The sequence below is a fragment of the Amycolatopsis coloradensis genome (assembly GCF_001953865.1).
Taxonomy (GTDB): domain Bacteria; phylum Actinomycetota; class Actinomycetes; order Mycobacteriales; family Pseudonocardiaceae; genus Amycolatopsis; species Amycolatopsis coloradensis.
Genome location: NZ_MQUQ01000021.1, coordinates 137,758 through 156,243 on the forward strand (window position 1 = coordinate 137,758; position 18,486 = coordinate 156,243).

The window sequence follows — 18,486 nt, forward strand, 5'->3', positions numbered from 1 at the left end:
TCAGTCAACGCATCCGCACGAGTTCGTCCAGCGCGACGGCGATGCCCTTCCTGTCGTACGCGCTGGTGGGCATGGTCGCGGAATGAGCGTGCCGGACCACCCCCTCCCGATCGATCAGCAAGCTGCCGGACTGCTGCAAGGCACCGAACACCTTTTTCACCAGCCCGACAGCCTCATGCGGGGTACCGCGCCGACCGGTCACCACCTGAAGCGACAACCCACGCTTCGCCCGCCAAGCCGCGGCCTCCTCCCGGCCTTCGGGAACAGCGACCAGCACCCGCACACCGGCGAGCTTCGCGAGGTCCCTCACGTGGCTGTTGCAGACAGGACACGTGGTCGAACGCAGGAAATACAGCAGCACATCGTCCGTACCGCGACAGTCCGAGAGGCGGACGACCTGCCCGGCCGTGTCCTCCAGCGCGAGGTCGGGGACCGTGGAACCGATTTCGAACATGACGACTCCTCGAGAGAAATCAGGGAATGGGGTTACCGAGAAGGACACGAACCGTCGCCCGCGCCCGATGCAGCCGGGACTTCATCGCGGCCGTACTCAAACCGAGCGCGTCGGCGACCGCACGGCCCGAATACCCCTGGACGTCACGCATGATCAGCACGCGACGCTGATCAGCGGGCAACTCGGCGATCGCCGCCGCCACCCGCCGCGCCTCCAGCCGCTGCAGGACGTCGTCCTCCGCCGAGACCACCGCGTCCGACCACACCAGGTCGTCCCCGCGCAACTCCCGCCGAGCCCGCCGCAGGCACTCGTTACGTACGATCCGGAACATCCACGACGCCAGCGCACCGGAAGCCCGCAACGTGCCGATCTTGCGGTACAGGATGATCAGCGCCTCCTGCGCGGAATCCTCCGCGTCCTCCGGCGAAGCACAGAGCGACCGCGCGAAACGCTGCACATGCGGATGGGAACCCGAGACCAGGGTGGCGATGGCGGTCTCATCCCCGCCCGGCGCGGCCACGATCAACGACTCCCTCGGCCACTCGGCCTTCACGACGACCTCCTCCAGCACCGGGCTCGTCCCGGCCCCTACAAGAGCAGCCATCCAGGCCGAAGGATTCAGCCGTCCTCACGTGACCCCGCTCACCACCCCATCGCGCGGTTCACCAGCCGGCCCCACACCACCCGATGGCATGATCGCCACTATGACGTGGACCGCCCCCGAGGTGACCCGCCCGTCCGGCGACACCGCCGCCGACGAGCGCATTCTCCTGCCCGCCCTGCTGGCCTGGCACCGCAGCACCTTCCTCGGCAAACTCACCGGCCTCACCGGAGAACAACTCGCCCAGGCCTCGGTCCCGCCCTCCAACCTCACCCTCCTCGGCCTCATCCGCCACCTCGCCAAGGTCGAACGCATCTGGTTCCGCCTGCGCTACGCCGCACAGGACCTCGAACCGCTCTACGACCTCGCCCTCGGCAAGGACCACGACTTCGAAGTCCTCGACGCCACCAAAGCCGAAGAGGCCTACCACACCCTCCTCGAGGAAATCCGCCTCGCCGACGAAGCCGCCGCCGACGGATCCCTCGACGACACCTTCGACCTCGGCGGAAACCCGTTCTCACTCCGCATGCTCTACGTCCACATGATCGGCGAATACGCCCGCCACAACGGCCACGCCGACCTCATCCGCGAACGCGTCGACGGCACCACCGGCGCCTAGGGGAGTGACCATGGAATACGGATTCATCGGCGCGGGCGAGATCACCGCCGCCATCGCCGAAGGCCTCAGCAACGACATCGCCGACCCACCCACGATCTACCTCTCGCCCCGCAGCCGCAGCGTCGGACAAGAACTCTCGGCACGCTTCGCCAACGTCAAAGTCTGCGACAGCAACCAAGCCGTCCTCGACAGCGCCACGACGATCATCCTCGCCGTCCGCGCCCCGATCGCCCGAGAAGTCCTCCAGGACCTCACCTTCCGGCCCGAGCACGTCCTGATCAGCGCCCTCGCAGGCGTCCGCCTCGACCAGCTTCGCGACTGGGCCGCACCGGCACGCGAAGTCGTCCGGAGCATCCCGCTGCCCCCGGCCGCCCGCCGCCAAAGCCTCACCGCCATCCACCCCGACAACACCGAAGCCCGAGCCCTCTTCGACAGCATCGGCGGCACCGTCGTCCCCGACGCCGAGAAAGACCTCGAAATCTTCAGCGCCGCCACGGCCACCTTCGCCGCCCACCTCGACTACCTCGGCACCATCGCCGCCTGGATGACCGACCAGGGCATCGAAGACACCACCGCGACCACCTTCACCAGCCACATCTTCGGACAACTCGGCCAATCCCTGCTCCAGCAGACCGGCTCCCTCGAAACCCTCACCGGCAAGCACATGACCCCCGGCGGACTCAACGAACACTTCCTCACCGACCTGCGCACCAACGGCGTCCCCGACACCGTCCGGCACGCCCTCGACGAAATCCTCACCAGACTGCGCGACGAGTGACCATCATCGAGAAACTCCGGGCAGCCGGGTGCGTCTTCGCCGAAGACGAAGCCCGGCTCCTCGGCATCGAAGCCCGCACACCCGCCGAACTCGACACCATGGTCCAACGCCGCATCGACGGCGAACCCCTGGAAGTCATCCTCGGCTGGGCCGAATTCCACGGACTCCACATTACCGTCGAACCCGGCGTCTTCGTGCCACGCCAAAGATCCGAACTCCTCGTCCGTCACGCCGTCACCCTCGCCGGCCCCGGAGCGATCGTCCTCGACCTCTGCTGCGGCACCGGCGCACTCGGCGCCGCCATCGCCGCCGAACTCGGCGACATCCGGCTCTACGCGGCCGACATCGAACCCGCCGCCGTCCGCTGTGCCCGCGTCAACGTCGCCAAAGCCGGGGGAGAGGTCTTCGAAGGCGACCTCTACGAACCTCTTCCCGCGTCGCTACGAGGTCACGTCGACCTCCTCGTCGTCAACGCCCCGTACGTCCCCACCGACGCCATCGCGATGATGCCGCCCGAAGCACGCGACCACGAACCCCGCATCGCCCTCGACGGCGGACAAGACGGCGTCGACGTCCACCGCCGCGTCGCCGCTGAAGCTCCACAATGGCTCGCACCGGGCGGGCACCTGCTGATCGAAACCGGCGAAAGCCAGGCCGCGAACACCGCGGAAGCCATGGCACACAACGGTTTGACCCCTGAAGTGATCACCGACGACGAGCTGTACGCGACGATTGTTGTCGGTGCCGGGGGATAGGGTCTCCGCCGTGACCGACTACCTCCACAAGACCCGCACCGCCTACGACACGGTCGCGGCAGACTACGCCGAACTCCTCCACGGCCACCTCGCCGGAGCCGTCTGGGACCGCGCCGTCCTCGGCGCGTACACGGAACTCGTCCAAACAGCAGGCGGCGGCCGCGTCGCCGAGATTGGCTGCGGACCCGGCCGCATCACCGAACACCTCCACGGACTGGGACTCGACATCCACGGCGTCGACCTCTCACCGGAGATGATCGCCGTCGCCCGGAAGTCGTACCCACACCTGGACTTCCAGATCGGGCAGATGCCCGGTTTGTCCATTGAGGACGGTACACTGGCCGGCGTCGTCGCGTGGTACTCGATCATCCACACCCCACGAGAGCGGCTGCCGGAGATCTTCGCCGACTTTCACCGGATCCTCGCGCCGGGAGGTCATCTGCTGCTGGCGTTCCAGGTCGGCGACGAAGTCCGTCACATCGAGCACGCTTACGGACACGACATCTCGTGCGACGCCTACCGGCTGGTGCCGGAGAAGATCGCCGGACAGCTGGGGGAGTCGGGGTTCACCATGATCTCCCAGCTCGTCCGCGAACCGTCCGAAGAGTTCGAGAGCACACAGCAGGCGTACCTCATCGCCCGCAAGCCGTAAGTCAAGGACGCCGAGCCTCGACAAGCCAGGCCGCCGAGTCGTAAAAGACGCCTCGGCCGGTCTGGTGCTCGGCGAGATCGGCACGCAAGTCCTCGATGACCTTCGCACGCGTGGCCTCGGCCAGATCACCCAGCCGCCCGCCATGCTGCTCGACGATGAATTCGGCCGCGTCATCGACGTCCCGGCCGAAGTACATCGGCTTGTTCACCGCGGTCAGCTCGACATCGGTGTACCCGGCCGAGGTCAGCAGCTGCTCGGTTTCGAGTGGGTCGCTGAGCGCCAGATTCGAAGACGGCACCTCACGACCGGCGGCGAAGATTGTCCGGAAAGTGGTGATCCATTCGTTGAGCCGCAACGGTTGCCACGTCAACAGCACGAGACGGCCACCGGGCCGGGTCGCACGGGCCAGGTTGGTGAAAGCGGTCAGGGGAGTACCGAAGAACATCGACCCATGCCTGCTGATCACCACATCGAAGTCCGCCTCGGGGAACGGATGGACCTGTGCGTCCACCTGTTTGAAGGCGACGTTGGGAACACGTTCCTCGTCGGCAAGCCGACGAGCGAGGCCCAGCATCGCACTGGAGAGGTCAACACCGAGCGCCGAACCGTCAGTAGCTTGCCGAGCCGCGTCCCGCGTCGTCTGCCCGGCGCCACAGCCGACGTCGAGCACCCTGTCTGTCGACTGGATCCCGGCCGCGGCGAAGAAGGCTTCGCGGTACGCGGCGACGCCGTCGTTGATTCGCTGTGCGCGCTTCGCCCAGAGCGCGCCGTCCTCACCGTCCCACGCCTTCAGCATTTGCTCGTTGGACGGATCGACGCACACAGCGATGCTCTCGGACATTTTCCGCCACCCCCAGGTTCGATTCCAGGGAAGACCATAGCCGCTCGTCCTACGATGGAGATCGTGACCACAGCCGCTCAAGAAGCCTTCCTGCGCGAATTCCATGCCCGGCATCCGGCAGCGACATCGAGCATGATGAGCCACGGCCGCGCGCCCGATGGCCGGTCGAGCTACGAGATCCTCCGAGATCACGTCACAGGACACCTTCGGGTCCTCGACCTCGGCTGCGGTGACGGCTTTCTCCTCGACCTGCTCGCCGAGGCCGGCCACCAGGTCACCGGAGTGGATCTCTCAAGCGCCGACCTGGCACTCGCGCGGCAGCGACCCGCCCTCCACGGCGTGCCGCTGGCGACAGGGCGGGCACAGGAACTGCCTTTCCCCGACGGCGGCTTCGACGCGTGCGTCTCCCACATGGCCTTCATGCTGATGCCCGACATCGACCAGGTCACCGCGGAAGTGGCTCGGGTCCTGGTTCCCGGTGGACGCCTGGCGCTGATTCTCAGCGGCGGAGGAGCGGGCGGAAGTGGAAGCTACGAGCTGTTCCAGAAACTGATCCGCCCAGCACTCGACGGCGCCCCACCCGAACAGCGGATTCCCCCTTTGGGCGACAACCGCACCCTGCACCGGGACGGCATCGACGAGATTCTCGTCCCCGCCGGATTCTCACCCGTCGCGTGGACCACCGAACCCATCGACCTCGGCGGCACCGCGGAACAGGTGTGGGCACGCCTCTCGGCGATCTACAACTTCATGCCACTCGACCAGGCAGTCGTACGGTCGATCGAAGAGGAATTCCTGGCACAAGCAACGCAACTGGCCGATGCCGACGGCAGGATTCCCTGCACGATGAACGTCCACCTCGCCGTCACTGGTCGCTCCTGATTTCGCCACAGGGGAGGGGCGAGCGTCCTGACATCTGCGCGAGCCTCGCCGACACCGTCTCCATCGCTCGCGGTCGAAGATCGAACTCCGCGTCGGACGCGTCGTCTTCGGCGATGTCGAACACCGCCGACCGGGCGGCGAACAGCTCTCGGGCCGACTTCAGGTACTGCTCACCCAGAATCGAAAACGGTGAATCGGCGCAGGAGTAGCGGACCTCGTCGGCGTCCGGTCGCTGCGCCAGCGTCTCGTGCGACCAGGCCGACACCGGCGGGGAGCACTGACCTCTCGGTTACTTGACATAATGTACATTATCGGCACTTGGTCGACCTTGGGTCACGAGGCTCAAGAGAGGTCTCTGGCGCAGTGCTTAAGGGGTCTTTCGTTGCATGTAGCGGGTAAGTTCCCTTCGCCGCGTGCAATGCGGGCATGGTTCCCTTCGACCCTCCTGGACGCGGTCTGCTCCAAGTCGCCCGAAACGGCCAAGTGTGCCCCCGGGAGCGCAAAACGGATGACCGATCACCCACCCTTAAAACGTCACAGTGACGAATCAATCCCAGTGTCTCGGTCGCCGAGTGCGAACAGAAGCATTTGCGGCGACTGACCTGGTGATCCGCCGCCGAGATCATCGCCCCTTGAGGCTCCAGTTGGCCATGGTGGCTCGGATGTCATGAAGAGAAATCGTCAGGAAAGACCCATCAGGACACGCCGAGAACCGACAAGCGGACCAGGATCCCCCGCGAGGAGCTTCCGGATCCATCACTCCGCTTCATGCATAATCGCTATTATGCATGAAATGGAATATAACCCAGTGTAAGACTGTCGGTGCCATGCGGTACAAGATCTCCATGAGGGTTTCCGAGGCACAGCAAGCCTTTTTCGCCGCACGTCGTCCCCGTAAGGATTCTCCTCACACCACCGACGCCTACCGCCGGGACCTCGCTGGCATCACCGCTCTCCTGCTTCGTGAGTCGAACCTCTCCCCTGACGATCTCACCGTCGAGATGCTCACGGCTCAGTCGCTCCGGAACGCCTTCGGTGCCTTCGCGGACACTCACGCCAAGAGTTCGGTCCTGCGCGCGTGGTCGACCTGGAACCAGTTCCTGACCTTCTGCGTGTCCGACGGGCTGCTCGCAGGCAACCCGATGGGTGCGGTCGCCCGGCCGAAGGCGCCTCCGTTGACGCCGAAACCGTTGCGGGGTGAGGAAACCCCGGAGCAGTTGCTCGCGGCCGCCGCGGATGGGTCGCGCCGGACGCGGGATCCGTGGCCGGAGCGGGACGTGCTGGTGATCGCGCTCGGCCTGGTCGCCGGACTGCGTGCGGCGGAGATGCGTGCGCTGACAGCGCGGTCGCTGGTCGGTCGCCAGGGTGAGATGCGGTTGCACGTCCACGGCAAGGGAAGCCGCGATCGCTCGATTCCGGTGCAGCCGATCATGGAGAAGATCATCGAGGAGTACCTGGCCTCCTGTCGCCGTCGCTTCCCTCAGCAGAGGTTCGGGCCCTCCACTCCCCTCCTCCGGGATCGTGCCGGCGAGCCGATCGGCCGCGGCGCGCTGGAGTACCTCGTCAAGTCCTGCTATCGGTGGGCGGGCCTGCACGACCGCGTGCCGGTCGGGGCGAATCTCCACGCGTTGCGGCACACTTTCGCGACGCGGCTGGCCGAGGACGGCGCGACGGCATCGGAGATCATGGCGCTGCTGGGGCACGCGAGCCTGGCGACCAGCCAGAACTACATCGAGGCGACGGGACGGGAGCAGCGGGCGGCAGCCGCGAGCAACCGGACGTATCGGGCGCTCGACGGGATCGTGTAGGTCAGCGGAGCTGTTCAAGATCCTTGGCCGCTTGCGCGATTTCGTCGGCGAGGCCGCGGAGTTCGGTCAAGGAGGCTCCGTCGTCGGCGGCGGTGACGATGTCTTCGGCGGCGCAGCGGAGTTGGAAGAGCCGGTCTTGCAGAGTGGCGATCTCGGTGTCGGAGAGGACGACGGCGTCTTCGGGGAGGCCGCTGCGCTGGAGCGCGGTGCGGCGTTCATAGGCCCGCTGGCGGCAGGATTGCCCACAGTAACGTCGGCGCCTGCCGACGTTACCGCCCTGTTCGAGCCTGCGGCCGCACCATCCGCAGTGCTTGGGTGCCCCCGCGCGGCGTAGCTCGGACACCTCTTCGGCAGACGTCTTCGGGTGCTCGGCCACTTCCCTCACGGTTCAGACCCTAGCTGGCCACCGGACGATCATGCCGGGGCTACGACCGAAGTGCACACTAGTGGGGTGCCGACACTGTTCCCGTACCTCGCCGACCCGCTCCCTCGTGCCTTCGCCCATCGAGGCTGGCACCTCGGTGACCTGGACGGACTGGAGAACTCGCTGCCTGCCTTCCAGCAGGCGGTGACGGAGGGCTATCGCTATCTCGAGACGGACGTGCACGCGACGTCGGACGGCGTGGTCGTGGTGCATCACGACGAGTCGTTGGACCGGACGACCGATGGTTCGGGATTGATCTCCCGGCAGACGTGGGCGCAGCTGCGGAACGTCAAGGTGGGTGGCCGTGTGCCGTTGTCGCGGTTGGAGGACGTCCTCGAGGAGTTGCCGGAGGCGCGGTTCAACATCGACGTGAAGTCGGATCAGGCGGTGGCGCCTTTCGTGCGGACGATCGAGCGGATCGGGGCGCACGATCGGGTCGCGGCGGCGTCGTTCTCCGACGCGCGGTTGACGCGGATCCGGCGGCTGGCGGGTCCGAAGCTGGTGACGGCGATGGGGCCGCGTTCGGTGGCGGTGATGTGGGCGAACGGGTTTCTGCCGCTGGTGTCGTTGCGGGCGTTGGCGCGGGGTGCGATGGCGCAGGTGCCGGTGCGGCAGGGGCGGTTGAAGGTGGTGGACCGGGCTTTTCTGCGGCAGGCGACGCGGGCGGGTTTCGAGGTGCACACGTGGACGGTGGACGATCCGGCGGAGATGCGGTTGCTGCTGGATCTGGGGGTCCACGGGATCGTGACGGATCGGCCGGATCTGCTGCGTGAGGTCCTTCGGGAGCGGGGTGCCTGGCCGACCTGAACCTGCGTTTGGTCCTCTGGTCGCGAGTCAAACCGCAACCAGAGGACTAAACGCGGCGGGTTACCGGGGTGGTTTGCCATTCCAGGCGGCGTCCCAGGTCTTGGGGCCGAGGCGGCCGGAGTCCTTGATGCCGTTGGCCCGTTGGAGGGCGAGGACGGCTTCGCGGGTTTTGTCGTAGTAGCAGCCGGTGCCGGTGAAGCCGTAGCCGTAGGCGTTCATCCTCAGTTGGAACACCTTGAGCGCAGGCGCGCAGTCGCCATAGGCGTAGACGACGCCGGGCCAGTCGGGTTTGGGGCCGCCGGGCGGGGCGGGCGGGGTCGGCTTCGGTTTGGGCGGGGGCGGCGGGGCGGGCTGTCCTCCCCCGCCGATGTAGGCGGAGTCCTCATAGGACGGGACGCGTTTGCTGCGGCCGTCGCCGTCGTTGCGGAAGCCGAGTTTGCCGGCGCATTCCCAGGGTTGCCAGCCGCGCATGCGGTAGAGGTAGAGGGCCCGGTAATCCTGTTCGCGGGGGCTGGCCTGGTCGGGCCTCCCCTGGCCGCCGACGCTGCGCCAGGTGGGCAGGTCGAACTGGTAGGCGCCGTAGTAGCCGTTGCCGGTGTTGATGTTGTAGCGCCCGCTCGATTCACACATGCGGAGCTTGGCCCAGTGGGAGCCATGGGGATCCGCGGCGGCGGATCCGGTGGTGGCGACCTGCAGGCCCGTCACGGCGAGGGCGAGCAGGAGCGTTCTCGCCACTACGCGGTGTGCTGTGCGAAGGCGATGGGTCCTCATGAGCGGAACAGTAAATACCGGACACTTGCTTCACAAGAGTCACAGCTCGCACACCAGCCTCACATGAAACATACGTGGTTCGTGTCATCGACACGCCGACGATGGTCGGGGAGGTTGCCGGGAAGGGTTCGTCTCGCGTCGAAACGAACACGGTCCGCACTTGTGCCGGACAGCTGGGCGCGATCACCAGTAGTCTCCCGCTGACCTCGACATTCTCGACTTCAGGAGCAGTGCATGACGGTGGCCGTGACCCGTGAACGCAGGCGGGTGTGGCGGGCTTGGTACCTCTACGACTGGGCCAATTCGCCGTTCTATTCGTCGGTTATCACGGTGTTCGGAGCGCTCTATTTGAGCGAGATCGCGTCCGCGGATGCCAAGGCGAATTTCACCCTTAACGGGGACAGAGCGTGCACCGATTCGAGTGGAGCTTCGAGCACCCTTCAGAACTGTGACGTCTTGTTGTTCGGGCTGCACTTCCCGGCGGGGTCGCTGTGGGGGTATCTGCTGTCCATCGCGACGGTGACGCAGGTGCTGGTGCTGCCGATCGCCGGCGCGATCGCGGACCGGAGCAGGCACAAGCGGCGGATCCTCGGCGGGTTCGCGTTCCTGGGCGCGGTGGCGTCGGCGCTGATGTTCTTCGTCTCGGGGACGAACTGGGAGGTCGGGGTCTGGACGTTCATCCTGGCCAACATCGGTTACGGCGGTGCGCTGGTCGTCTACTACTCGTTCCTGGTGGACATCGCGGAGCCTGACGAGCGGGACGCGGTGTCGTCGAAGGGGTGGGCGTTCGGGTATCTCGGCGGTGGTTTGGCGCTCGCGCTCCAGCTGGGGTTCTTCATGGGGCACGAGGACTTCGGGGTGAGCGAGGGGCTGGCCGTCCAGATCTGTTTCCTGACGTCGGGGATCTGGTGGGCGGTGTTCACGTTCCCGGCGGTGCGGGCTCTCCCCCAGACTCATGTGCCGAAGTCGGCGGAGCGGGGGCTGTCGGTGTTGACGGCCGGGTTCAAGGAGTTGAAGCGGACGATCGGTGAGGCGAGGGCCTATCCGCTGACGTTGGCGTTCCTGGGGAGTTACCTGGTCTTCACCGACGGGATCACGACGGTGGTGGCGGTGTCGGCGCAGTACGGCAAGGACGAGTTGAAGTACAGCACTCAGGTGTTGATCGTCACGATTCTGGTGATCCAGTTCCTGGCGTACGCCGGGGCGATGATCCACGGGGCGATCGCGGCCCGGTTCGGGGCGAAGAAGACGATCCTGGGGAGTCTGGTGGCCTGGGTGGCGGTGTTGTGCTTCGCGTTCTTCATCCAGGCGGGGCAGCCGTTGCAGTTCTACGCGGTGGCGGTCGGGATCGGGTTGGTGCTCGGTGGAACGAACGCGTTGTCGCGGTCGTTGTTCGGGCAGATGATCCCCGAGGGGAAGGACGCGCAGTACTTCTCGCTGTACGTGGTCGGCGAGCGGGGGACGTCGTGGCTCGGTCCGCTGTTGTTCGCCGCGGTCGGGCAGATCACCGGTTCGTTCCGGTACGCGATCATCGCGCTGGTGATCTTCTTCGTGCTCGGTTTCGTGTTCGTATGGCTGGTGCCGGTGCGCCGGGCGATCGAGGCGGCGGGCAACCGACCACCGGCGGTGCTGTGAGGGCCTGTTGGCGGAGCTGATGATGTGCCTAAGGGCGACCAAACGCGTGAAACCGCCCGGCCGAAGGCCCCGCTATCGCGGTGGCAGGGCGCCCTGACAGACAATGAGGCGGGAGCGTGCCGATAGGGTCGAGCGTCGTGACCGTACTGAAGGAGAGTGGCCCGGACCCCACGGACGCGTTGTCGTCGGTGCCGGTGGCGGGTTCACGGCGGGGTGTGCCGGTCGTCGGGAAGTTGAAGTTCTGTTACGGGCCGATGGACTGCGGGAAATCGACGCTGGCGTTGCAGATCGACCACAACCACGCGCGGCAGGGTCGTCGCGGGATGGTGCTGGTGCGGCACGACCGGTCCGGTGAGCCGCAGATCACCAGCCGGATCGGGCTGACGCGCAAGGCGATCGAGGTGGGGAACGAGACCGATCTGCGGTTGCTGGTGCGGGAGCAGTGGGCGTCGGGGCGGCACGTGGACTACTTGATCGTCGACGAGGCGCAGTTCTTGTCGCCCGATCAGGTGGATCAGCTGGCTGAACTGGCCGATGACGTCCAGATCGACGTGTACTGCTTCGGGATCGCGACGGATTTCCGGAGCGTGTTGTTCCCGGGTGCGGCGCGGTTGTTCGAGTTGGCGGACGAGTTGCAGCCGGTTCAGGTCGAGGTGTTGTGCTGGTGCGGGCAGACGGGGCGGTTCAACGCGAGAGTGTCCGACGGCGAGGTGTTGCGGGCCGGGGACACCGTTGTGGTGGCGGATACCGAGCAGTTGCTAGTTGAATCTTCACCGATATCACGTTCCGAGGGTGAAATGAACACTGTCCGTTATCAGGTATTGTGCCGTCGACACTTTCGACTGGGCGACCTGGGGCCGACCTCGGCCCAACACGGTCAGTTACGGTTGACGTGACAGGCGTACTACTAGCCCATCTGGGGGATATCCGCACCAAGATGGCCGTATTGACGTCACGCCAGAGCGCGAAACCACTCCTACTAGGAGAAGCTGTTGCCACCGGGTGACGCAGCTCATCGTGAGCAAGGACATGGTGTCCAGGGAATCTCCTGGCCCCCTTCGTCGTTGCATAGGGTGAGCATCACCCTGGCTCCACCCGGAGCTGACTGAAAGGACCCCCATCATGGCCGACCGTGTTCTCCGTGGAAGCCGGCTGGGAGCGGTCAGCTACGAGACCGACCGCAACCACGACCTCGCGCCTCGGCGCACCGTGCGCTACGCCTGCCCCAAGAACCACGAGTTCGAGGTGCCCTTCTCCGACGACGCCGAGATCCCCTCGGTGTGGGAGTGCAGGCTGCACGGCAGCGAGTCCGAGATCGTGGACGGCGGACAGCCGGAGCAGAAGAAGGTCAAGCCCCCGAGGACGCACTGGGACATGCTCCTGGAGCGCCGCTCGATTCCGGAGCTCGAAGATCTGCTCAACGAACGTCTCGCCGAGCTGAAGGGACGCAGGACCACCCGGTCCGCCTGACGCACGGCCAAGTAGCTAGCCCCACCACGAACACGGCGAAGCCCCCGCGACCTCCCTTCGCGGGGGCTTCGTCATGTCTCGGCTGTGCCGGGGCGGCTTGAGACCGGCGCGACCACGGCGCGTGTGCGCAGACGGACGACCCGCGCCCGGCCGGGCGGGCTACGCGGCATGGCGCCAAGGCCAGCCCCGCGATCCGGGCGGTGCTGGCCTTGGCGCCAGGCTGCTTGGTCAGCTCGGGTACATGCTGGTCACGTTGACGAACGTGCCGGTGATCCCCATGGCGTCGTCGGAAGCGAGGAACGCCAGCGTGGCGGCGACCTCGGCGAGGCGCGGTGAACGCTTGGTCATCCGGGCCTCCGTGAGACCGGCGAGGATGTTCTCCATCATCTCCGGGCTCGCCGGCAGCTGGTTGTTGACGGCGGAGAGCTTTTCGGGGGTGAAGGTCTCCGGGATGCCCGCGACCCAGATGCCGAGCGCGCGGACGCCGTGCGGTCCGATCTCGACGGCGAGATTGCGGATGTAGGTGTCCAGCGCGGCGTCGATCGAGCCGGTCGCGCCCATCATCGGACTGCCCTGTGCGGAGCCGCTGTCGAGGGCGAGGATGACGCCGGAGCCCTGGGTGATCATGTGCCGGGCGGCCGCGCGGGCGGTGATGAAGTTGGTCGTGATGCCGGTGGTGATCGGGCGGACGAAGTCCTCGACCGACATCTCCGCGAGCGGGATGCCCTGGATGTCGCCACGCGGGACGAGGTTGAGGGAGATGTCGAGGCTGCCGGCCTCAGCCACGACGGACGCCGCGTGCGCGTCGACCGCGGTCTCGTCCAAGCCGTCGACGACGGCGACTTCGGCCAGTCCCCCGGTCTCCTTGATCTCGTCGGCGAGTTTCGTCAGCGCCGGTTCGTGGCGCCCGGTGAGGAAGACACGGGCGCCCCGCGCGGCGAATTCCCTGGCGACACCGCCGCCGATCGATCCACCGGCGCCGTAGATGACCGCGTTCTTGTCCTGGAGGCTCATGAGGGTGTTCCTTCCGTTTGGTTGGGTTCGATCGTTGAGACGCGGAAGGAGCGTGGATCTCATCGGTCCTCAGGTGATCGTGAGTGGCAGGCCGAACGCGGGGAATAGATGCGGTTCGAACGCGGTGATCTCCGCGACTTTCCCGTCCTCGATCCGCAGCACGTCGAGGACCTGTGCCCGGTAGATCCGGGTGCCCGGCCGCCGGACGTAGCCCGCCGCGGCGGGGAGCCGGTTGGCGATGGCCGGGAGGTGTTTCCATTCGCCGAAGTACGCCGGTGACGCGGGGTCGAAGGACTCGGCGACGAAGTTGAGGAAGACGTCGCGGCCGGAGAACCACAGCGGGTTCGGCGGCATCGTGACCAGTACGTCTTCCCTGAGCAGCTCGGCCATCACCCGGCTGTCGCCGCTGCCGGTGGCGGCGGCCATGTAGCGCCGCAGGATCACCTGCTCCTCCTCGGTCGGCTGGGCCGTCCGTGCCCAGTCGGTGCGGCGTTCCGGCAGGCGTTGGCGCAGGGTGGGCCGGGCCCGCTGGAGTGCGCTGGTGACCGACGCGACGGTGGTTTCCAGCAGTTCGGCGGTCTCCGCGGCCTTCCAGCCGAGGACGTCGTTGAGGATCACCACGGCCCGCTGTCTCGGCGGGAGGTGCTGGATGGCGGCGAGGAAGACCAGCTCCATCGTTTCCCTGGTCTCCGCGATCTCACCGGGTTCGGCTTCCGCCGAGGCGAGCTGGCTGTCCGGGAAGGGTTGCAGCCAGGGCATGAACTGGGGTGGTTCGCCCTGCTGGTCGACGCCGGGCAGCTGGTCGTAGGGGCGCGGGCTTCGCTTGGTGCGCCGCAGGAAATCGAGACAGGTGTTGGTGGCGATCCGGTAGAGCCAGGCACGGAAACTCGACCGGCCTTCGAAGCCTTCGCGGCCACGCCAGGCCCGGAGGAAGGTCTCCTGAACCAGGTCTTCCGCGTCGTCGTACGAGCCGACCATGCGGTAGCAGTGGACGCGCAGCTCTCGCTGGTGCTGCTCGATCTTCCCGGCGAAGGCGACCTCGTCCAGCGTTTCCGTCACGGGGGCAGGCGTGACGTTTTCCTCCTTGCCCCGCAGAGCGAGCTGGGCGATCCGCCGCAACCTGCCGACGTCCGAAGTGAGTGCGGTGAGGTCGGCGAAGAAGGTGTCCGACGGTCGAGGTGTCAGGCGGTTCGCGACGCGGCCGACTTCGGCGATGAGGGTTTCCACGTCCGGGGTGGGGTCGTGCCGTGACCGGTAGGCCCGCTGGCGGCACGCGGCCGAGCAATAGAGGGCCGCACGTCCGCGCGAACCCGCCTTCGACGGCAGCGGCCCGCCGCACATTCCGCAGACCTTTCCGGTCACGGCTCACCTTCCCCCAGAAACGTCACACGCGATCGAGTTACGCATTATGCGGCTTGGTAGCCCGGGATGTCCTCGACACGGTGGTATACGGCGAGTCCTCGGGAGAGTGCGATGGCGACGTCCTGGTCGGCGCCGGTGGAGTCCCCCGGCAGGCGCAGGACGGCGTCGCAGTGGTGCAGCAACCTGTCGGCTGTCGGGTACATGACCTCCTTGGCGACCGGGTCGGCCACGGTCTTCCCGCCGGCTCCGCGCAGCACCGGGAGCGCGACCCATTCGCCGATCATCGGCACGTGGCCGCTGCGGAAGATCGGCCAGGCGGCCTCTTCGAGCCGGGCGAGGTTGCGGGCGAGAAGTTCGGGGTCGTCGCCGGTGCCGGAGCGGAACGGGCCGGCGATGAGGATCATCAGAGGTTTGGTCATGCGGCGGAGCCTAATGTGCAACAATCGGCAAGAACAAGGAGGATCGTGCAAATGTTGGCTGCGCAACGTCGAGACCTGTTGCTCGAACGTCTGAAGACCGAAGGCCGGATCGTGGCCAAAGACCTCGCCGTCGAACTCGGCGTGTCTGAGGACAGTATTCGCCGTGACCTGCGAGAACTCGCGGAGGCCGGGCTCTGTCAGCGGGTATACGGCGGAGCGCTGCCGATCTCCCCCGCCACCGCGGACTACGCGACCCGCATGGCGGTCAGCGTCGCGGGCAAGGAACGGATCGCGAAACGTGCAGCAGCGTTGATCCGGCTGGGGTCGACCGCCATCCTCGACGGCGGCACGACCGCGCTCGCCCTGGCGAAGGCGCTTCCGGTCGACCTCGAAGCGACGATCGTCACACACAGCCCCACGGTGGCGGCCGCGCTCGTCACGCATCCGAAGGTCGAGGTGTTCCTGATCGGCGGACGGCTCTTCAAGCACTCCGCCGTCACCTGTGGCGCGGCCGCGGCGGAGGCGGCCGAGGGAATCAACGCCGACCTGTTCTTCCTCGGCGTCACCGGCGTGCATCCCGAGACCGGGCTCACGACCGGCGACTCGGACGAGGCCGCGATGAAACGCACGCTCGCCAAACGGGCCGCCGACACCTACGTGCTGGCGAGTTCGGAGAAGATCGGCGCGGCCTCGCCGTTCACCGTGCTCCCCCTGTCCGACATCGCCGGCGTGATCACCGACGCGGCGCCGGACGAACCGACGGTGAAGGAACTGGGGAAGCTGGGGGTGAGTGTGCTGGGGGTCAGCCCTTCTTGGCCAGCCCGCGAAGCTGCTGCCAGCGACGCTTGATGCCCCACATCCCGACCATGACGATCGCCTCGCGCACGACCGAACCGCTCATCTTCGACTGACCGACCTCGCGTTCGGTGAAGGTGATCGGCACTTCGACGACCTCGAATCCGGCGAGCTTCGTCCGGAACGCCAGGTCGATCTGGAAGCAGTAGCCGCGCGAGGCGATCTCGTCGAGCGCGAGCTTCTCCAGCACGGTCCGCCGGTACGCGCGGAAGCCTGCGGTGATGTCGTTGATCTTCATGCCGAGTGCGACCTTCGCGTAGAAGTTCGCCACCCAGGACAGCGCCTTGCGCCGGAACGGCCAGTTCACCGTGCTGCCGCCGGGAACGTAGCGGGAGCCGATGGACAGGTCCGCGTCCTCGAGGGCCGCCAGTACCCGGGGCAGATCCTCCGGCGCGTGCGAGCCGTCGGCGTCCATCTCGACGATGGTGGCGTAATCACGGGCGAGACCCCAGCGGAATCCGGCGACGTACGCGGCGCCGAGGCCGGCCTTCTCGGTCCGGTGCATGACCTGGATCCGCTCGTCAGCCTTCGCGAGCTCGTCGGCGACGTCGCCGGTCCCGTCCGGGCTGCCGTCGTCGACGACGAGGGCGTGCACGTCCGGGAGTGCCTTGAGCAGGCGTTCCAGGATCGGGCCGATGTTCTCCCGCTCGTTGTACGTCGGGACCACCACCAGCACCGGGTCGATTTCCTGGGCCCCCCGTGGCGCCTGCGCCATCCGCTTTTCCTCCGTGTTCCGGCGGGTCAGCCCGCCGCTTCCCTCGTTGCCTTGGCGGCGCTCGCGCGCCGGGTGCGAAAACGGAGTACGTACCCGCCGGTAACCCCGGCGACCGCCAGGGCCAGCAGTCCGTACTCCGTCGTCACACCGAGTAGATCCGACAGCGTAGTCTGCTGCCTCAGCGGTACACGCCCCACCAGGGAATCTGCGGTGAAAAGGCTGGTGGAAGCCGTGATCGAACCGTCGGGAGCGACGATCGCGCTGACCCCGCTGGTAGCGGAAACGACCACGGCCCGGCCGTGTTCGATCGCTCGCAACCGTGACATCGCCAGCTGCTGGTAGCTCATCTCCCCCGGCCCGTACCAGGCGTTGTTGGTCGGCACGACGAGCAGTTCCGCGCCATCGGCGACCGATTCGCGGGCCGGGTAGTCGAACGCGGTCTCGTAGCAGATGAAGACGCCGACCTTGGTCCCCGCGACCGACAGCGCGGCGTTGTCGCCGTTACCCGGTGTCATGTTCGCCACGCTGTCGACGAACGGCGTCACCAGCTTCGCGACCTCACGGGCGGGGACGTACTCGCCGAACGGGACGAGCTGCTGCTTGGCGTAGCGCTGGCCCGGACCGGTGACCGGATCCCAGACGAGCGCGGAGTTCTGCGCCGAGCCGTCCGGCAGACGGACCAGCGCGCCGACGATCGCCTGCGTGCCGTAGTCGCGGACCATCTGGTCGACGCCGGCGTCACCGGCGCGCATGGCCATCGCGGTCTCGGGCCAGATCAGCAGATCGACCTTGGTGTTGTCGGCTTTGAGCTTTTCGAGCAGCCGGGCGCTCTCGGCGAGGTGGTTGCTCCGGAGTTCGTCCCGGCGCCCTTCCAGCGCCAGGCCGATGTCGGGCGCATTGCCCTGCACCGTGGCGACGGTGAGTTCGCCGTCCTGGGCCTCCGTCCCGATCGTCGGCCACACGGCGAGTCCCGCCACCACCGGCACCAGCGTCAGTGCGGACGCGGCCACGACCGAACGCCGGGCGTCGGAACCCTTGAGCCGCAAGCAAAGGGCCGCGATCCCGAATCCGGTCAGCACGACGGCGAGACCGACCAGTGGAGCACCGCCGACCGACGCCAGCGAGACGAACGCGCCCTCGGGCTGACTGAACGCCACGCGGCCCCACGGGAAACCGCCGAAGGGGAACCAGGCACGCGGCGTCTCCAGCGCGATGATCACCAGCGCCGCCCAGAGCGGCCCGAGCGGCAGGTTCCACACGACGGTGGCGAAAGCCCCGCCGAAGCCGAGATACACCGACAGCGCCATCGCCAGCCCGAGCCACGGCCAGGGCCCGAAGCCCGGTCCGAGGAAATCCAGCAGCCAGGTCAGCAGCGGCAGGAAGAACCCCATCCCGAACACGAACGCGTAACCGAACGCGCCGCGGAACCGGCGTCCGTGCACCACCAGCGCGAAACCGGTGAACGCCAGCGGCGCGAGCCACCACAGCGGACGCGGCGCGAAACTCAGGTACAGCGTGAAACCCGACGCCGCGGCGACGAGGAAACGCACGAGCCAGGCGCGGGAGAAGCGCTTTCGCGGCCCAGCTTCAGGGTCCGGGCTGGTCACGGTCGAGGACACCCCTG

22 protein-coding genes are annotated in these 18,486 nt (G+C 67.1%); 11 read left to right on the top strand and 11 right to left on the bottom strand.

The annotated features are described in order from the left end of the window. Window positions 1–4 precede the first annotated feature (4 nt). Both BS329_RS35130 and BS329_RS35135 read right to left on the bottom strand, forming a co-directional pair. Entirely contained in the window at window positions 5–454 is a 450-nt protein-coding gene (locus tag BS329_RS35130) for a peroxiredoxin family protein (RefSeq protein WP_076167036.1), read from the bottom strand. A 19-nt stretch (window positions 455–473) separates the two neighbouring features. Continuing rightward, on the bottom strand, window positions 474–1,007 hold the full coding sequence (locus BS329_RS35135; RefSeq protein WP_076167172.1) for an RNA polymerase sigma factor: 534 nt from the start codon (window positions 1,005–1,007) through the stop codon (window positions 474–476). Window positions 1,008–1,158: 151 nt separating this feature from the next. On the opposite strand from BS329_RS35135, the gene BS329_RS35140 reads away from it, so the two are divergent. From BS329_RS35140 to BS329_RS35155, 4 genes are read left to right on the top strand one after another with little or no spacing between them, the layout of a single operon-like run. Next, the gene (locus BS329_RS35140) at window positions 1,159–1,674 is read left to right on the top strand and encodes a DinB family protein (protein ID WP_076167174.1); all 516 of its coding nucleotides are present in this window, start codon (window positions 1,159–1,161) and stop codon (window positions 1,672–1,674) included. Window positions 1,675–1,684: 10 nt separating this feature from the next. Continuing rightward, window positions 1,685–2,452 (top strand): NAD(P)-binding domain-containing protein, encoded by a 768-nt coding sequence (locus BS329_RS35145; protein ID WP_076167176.1) that lies wholly within the window; start codon window positions 1,685–1,687, stop codon window positions 2,450–2,452. Continuing rightward, window positions 2,449–3,207: a putative protein N(5)-glutamine methyltransferase gene (locus BS329_RS35150; protein WP_076167039.1), complete on the top strand. Its 759-nt coding sequence runs from the start codon at window positions 2,449–2,451 to the stop codon at window positions 3,205–3,207. The genes BS329_RS35145 and BS329_RS35150 overlap by 4 nt, the downstream gene beginning before the upstream one ends. A gap of 10 nt (window positions 3,208–3,217) precedes the next feature. Next, the gene (locus BS329_RS35155; RefSeq protein WP_076167043.1) at window positions 3,218–3,859 is read left to right on the top strand and encodes a class I SAM-dependent DNA methyltransferase; all 642 of its coding nucleotides are present in this window, start codon (window positions 3,218–3,220) and stop codon (window positions 3,857–3,859) included. A gap of 1 nt (window position 3,860) precedes the next feature. Here BS329_RS35155 and BS329_RS35160 read toward each other — a convergent pair whose 3' ends face one another. After that, entirely contained in the window at window positions 3,861–4,700 is an 840-nt protein-coding gene (locus BS329_RS35160) for a class I SAM-dependent methyltransferase (RefSeq protein WP_076167045.1), read from the bottom strand. 54 nt (window positions 4,701–4,754) lie between these two features. On the opposite strand from BS329_RS35160, the gene BS329_RS35165 reads away from it, so the two are divergent. Further along, complete coding sequence (locus BS329_RS35165; protein WP_076167047.1) at window positions 4,755–5,582, top strand: class I SAM-dependent methyltransferase; 828 nt, start codon at window positions 4,755–4,757, stop codon at window positions 5,580–5,582. Here BS329_RS35165 and BS329_RS35170 read toward each other — a convergent pair. Continuing rightward, on the bottom strand, window positions 5,566–5,847 hold the full coding sequence (locus BS329_RS35170) for a DUF4303 domain-containing protein (protein ID WP_076167050.1): 282 nt from the start codon (window positions 5,845–5,847) through the stop codon (window positions 5,566–5,568). The two genes, BS329_RS35165 and BS329_RS35170, sit on opposite strands and share 17 nt — an antisense overlap. A gap of 562 nt (window positions 5,848–6,409) precedes the next feature. On the opposite strand from BS329_RS35170, the gene BS329_RS35175 reads away from it, so the two are divergent. Further along, window positions 6,410–7,390 (top strand): tyrosine-type recombinase/integrase, encoded by a 981-nt coding sequence (locus BS329_RS35175; RefSeq protein ID WP_076167053.1) that lies wholly within the window; start codon window positions 6,410–6,412, stop codon window positions 7,388–7,390. A gap of 1 nt (window position 7,391) precedes the next feature. On the opposite strand, the gene BS329_RS35180 is transcribed toward BS329_RS35175, so the two are convergent. Beyond that, window positions 7,392–7,775 (bottom strand): hypothetical protein, encoded by a 384-nt coding sequence (locus BS329_RS35180; RefSeq protein WP_076167054.1) that lies wholly within the window; start codon window positions 7,773–7,775, stop codon window positions 7,392–7,394. Window positions 7,776–7,841: 66 nt separating this feature from the next. Here BS329_RS35180 and BS329_RS35185 point away from each other — a divergent pair, with 66 nt between their 5' ends. Then, window positions 7,842–8,621 carry a glycerophosphodiester phosphodiesterase family protein gene (locus tag BS329_RS35185; protein ID WP_076167056.1) on the top strand — a complete coding sequence of 260 codons (780 nt, stop codon included), beginning with the start codon at window positions 7,842–7,844 and terminating at the stop codon, window positions 8,619–8,621. Window positions 8,622–8,681: 60 nt separating this feature from the next. On the opposite strand, the gene BS329_RS35190 is transcribed toward BS329_RS35185, so the two are convergent. Continuing rightward, window positions 8,682–9,356 carry a transglycosylase family protein gene (locus tag BS329_RS35190; RefSeq protein ID WP_076167057.1) on the bottom strand — a complete coding sequence of 225 codons (675 nt, stop codon included), beginning with the start codon at window positions 9,354–9,356 and terminating at the stop codon, window positions 8,682–8,684. A 270-nt stretch (window positions 9,357–9,626) separates the two neighbouring features. Between BS329_RS35190 and BS329_RS35195 the strand changes: the two genes are divergently transcribed. The 3 genes from BS329_RS35195 (at window position 9,627) to BS329_RS35205 (ending at window position 12,497) form a co-directional block, all read left to right on the top strand. Beyond that, a complete protein-coding gene (locus BS329_RS35195; RefSeq protein WP_076167060.1) occupies window positions 9,627–11,027 on the top strand; it encodes an MFS transporter in 1,401 nt (466 codons plus the stop codon). A 137-nt stretch (window positions 11,028–11,164) separates the two neighbouring features. Next, window positions 11,165–11,923 (top strand): thymidine kinase, encoded by a 759-nt coding sequence (locus tag BS329_RS35200; RefSeq protein WP_076167063.1) that lies wholly within the window; start codon window positions 11,165–11,167, stop codon window positions 11,921–11,923. 226 nt (window positions 11,924–12,149) lie between these two features. Further along, window positions 12,150–12,497, top strand: coding sequence for an RNA polymerase-binding protein RbpA (locus BS329_RS35205; RefSeq protein WP_005151365.1), 348 nt, complete (start codon window positions 12,150–12,152; stop codon window positions 12,495–12,497). A gap of 228 nt (window positions 12,498–12,725) precedes the next feature. On the opposite strand, the gene BS329_RS35210 is transcribed toward BS329_RS35205, so the two are convergent. The 3 genes from BS329_RS35210 to BS329_RS35220 all read right to left on the bottom strand — a co-directional run bounded on the left by BS329_RS35210 (window position 12,726) and on the right by BS329_RS35220 (window position 15,292). After that, the gene (locus tag BS329_RS35210; protein WP_076167065.1) at window positions 12,726–13,511 is read right to left on the bottom strand and encodes an SDR family NAD(P)-dependent oxidoreductase; all 786 of its coding nucleotides are present in this window, start codon (window positions 13,509–13,511) and stop codon (window positions 12,726–12,728) included. A gap of 69 nt (window positions 13,512–13,580) precedes the next feature. Then, complete coding sequence (locus tag BS329_RS35215) at window positions 13,581–14,873, bottom strand: sigma-70 family RNA polymerase sigma factor (RefSeq protein ID WP_208619323.1); 1,293 nt, start codon at window positions 14,871–14,873, stop codon at window positions 13,581–13,583. Between the two features lie 44 nt (window positions 14,874–14,917). Further along, window positions 14,918–15,292 carry a DUF4406 domain-containing protein gene (locus tag BS329_RS35220; protein ID WP_244197414.1) on the bottom strand — a complete coding sequence of 125 codons (375 nt, stop codon included), beginning with the start codon at window positions 15,290–15,292 and terminating at the stop codon, window positions 14,918–14,920. 51 nt (window positions 15,293–15,343) lie between these two features. Between BS329_RS35220 and BS329_RS35225 the strand changes: the two genes are divergently transcribed. Then, complete coding sequence (locus BS329_RS35225) at window positions 15,344–16,141, top strand: DeoR/GlpR family DNA-binding transcription regulator (RefSeq protein WP_076167071.1); 798 nt, start codon at window positions 15,344–15,346, stop codon at window positions 16,139–16,141. On the opposite strand, the gene BS329_RS35230 is transcribed toward BS329_RS35225, so the two are convergent. Continuing rightward, window positions 16,095–16,862, bottom strand: a complete 768-nt coding sequence (locus BS329_RS35230) for a polyprenol monophosphomannose synthase (protein ID WP_076167074.1) — start codon at window positions 16,860–16,862, stop codon at window positions 16,095–16,097. The genes BS329_RS35225 and BS329_RS35230 overlap by 47 nt on opposite strands. A gap of 26 nt (window positions 16,863–16,888) precedes the next feature. Then, window positions 16,889–18,481 (bottom strand): apolipoprotein N-acyltransferase, encoded by a 1,593-nt coding sequence (gene lnt, locus BS329_RS35235; RefSeq protein ID WP_076167076.1) that lies wholly within the window; start codon window positions 18,479–18,481, stop codon window positions 16,889–16,891. Window positions 18,482–18,486: the final 5 nt, after the last annotated feature.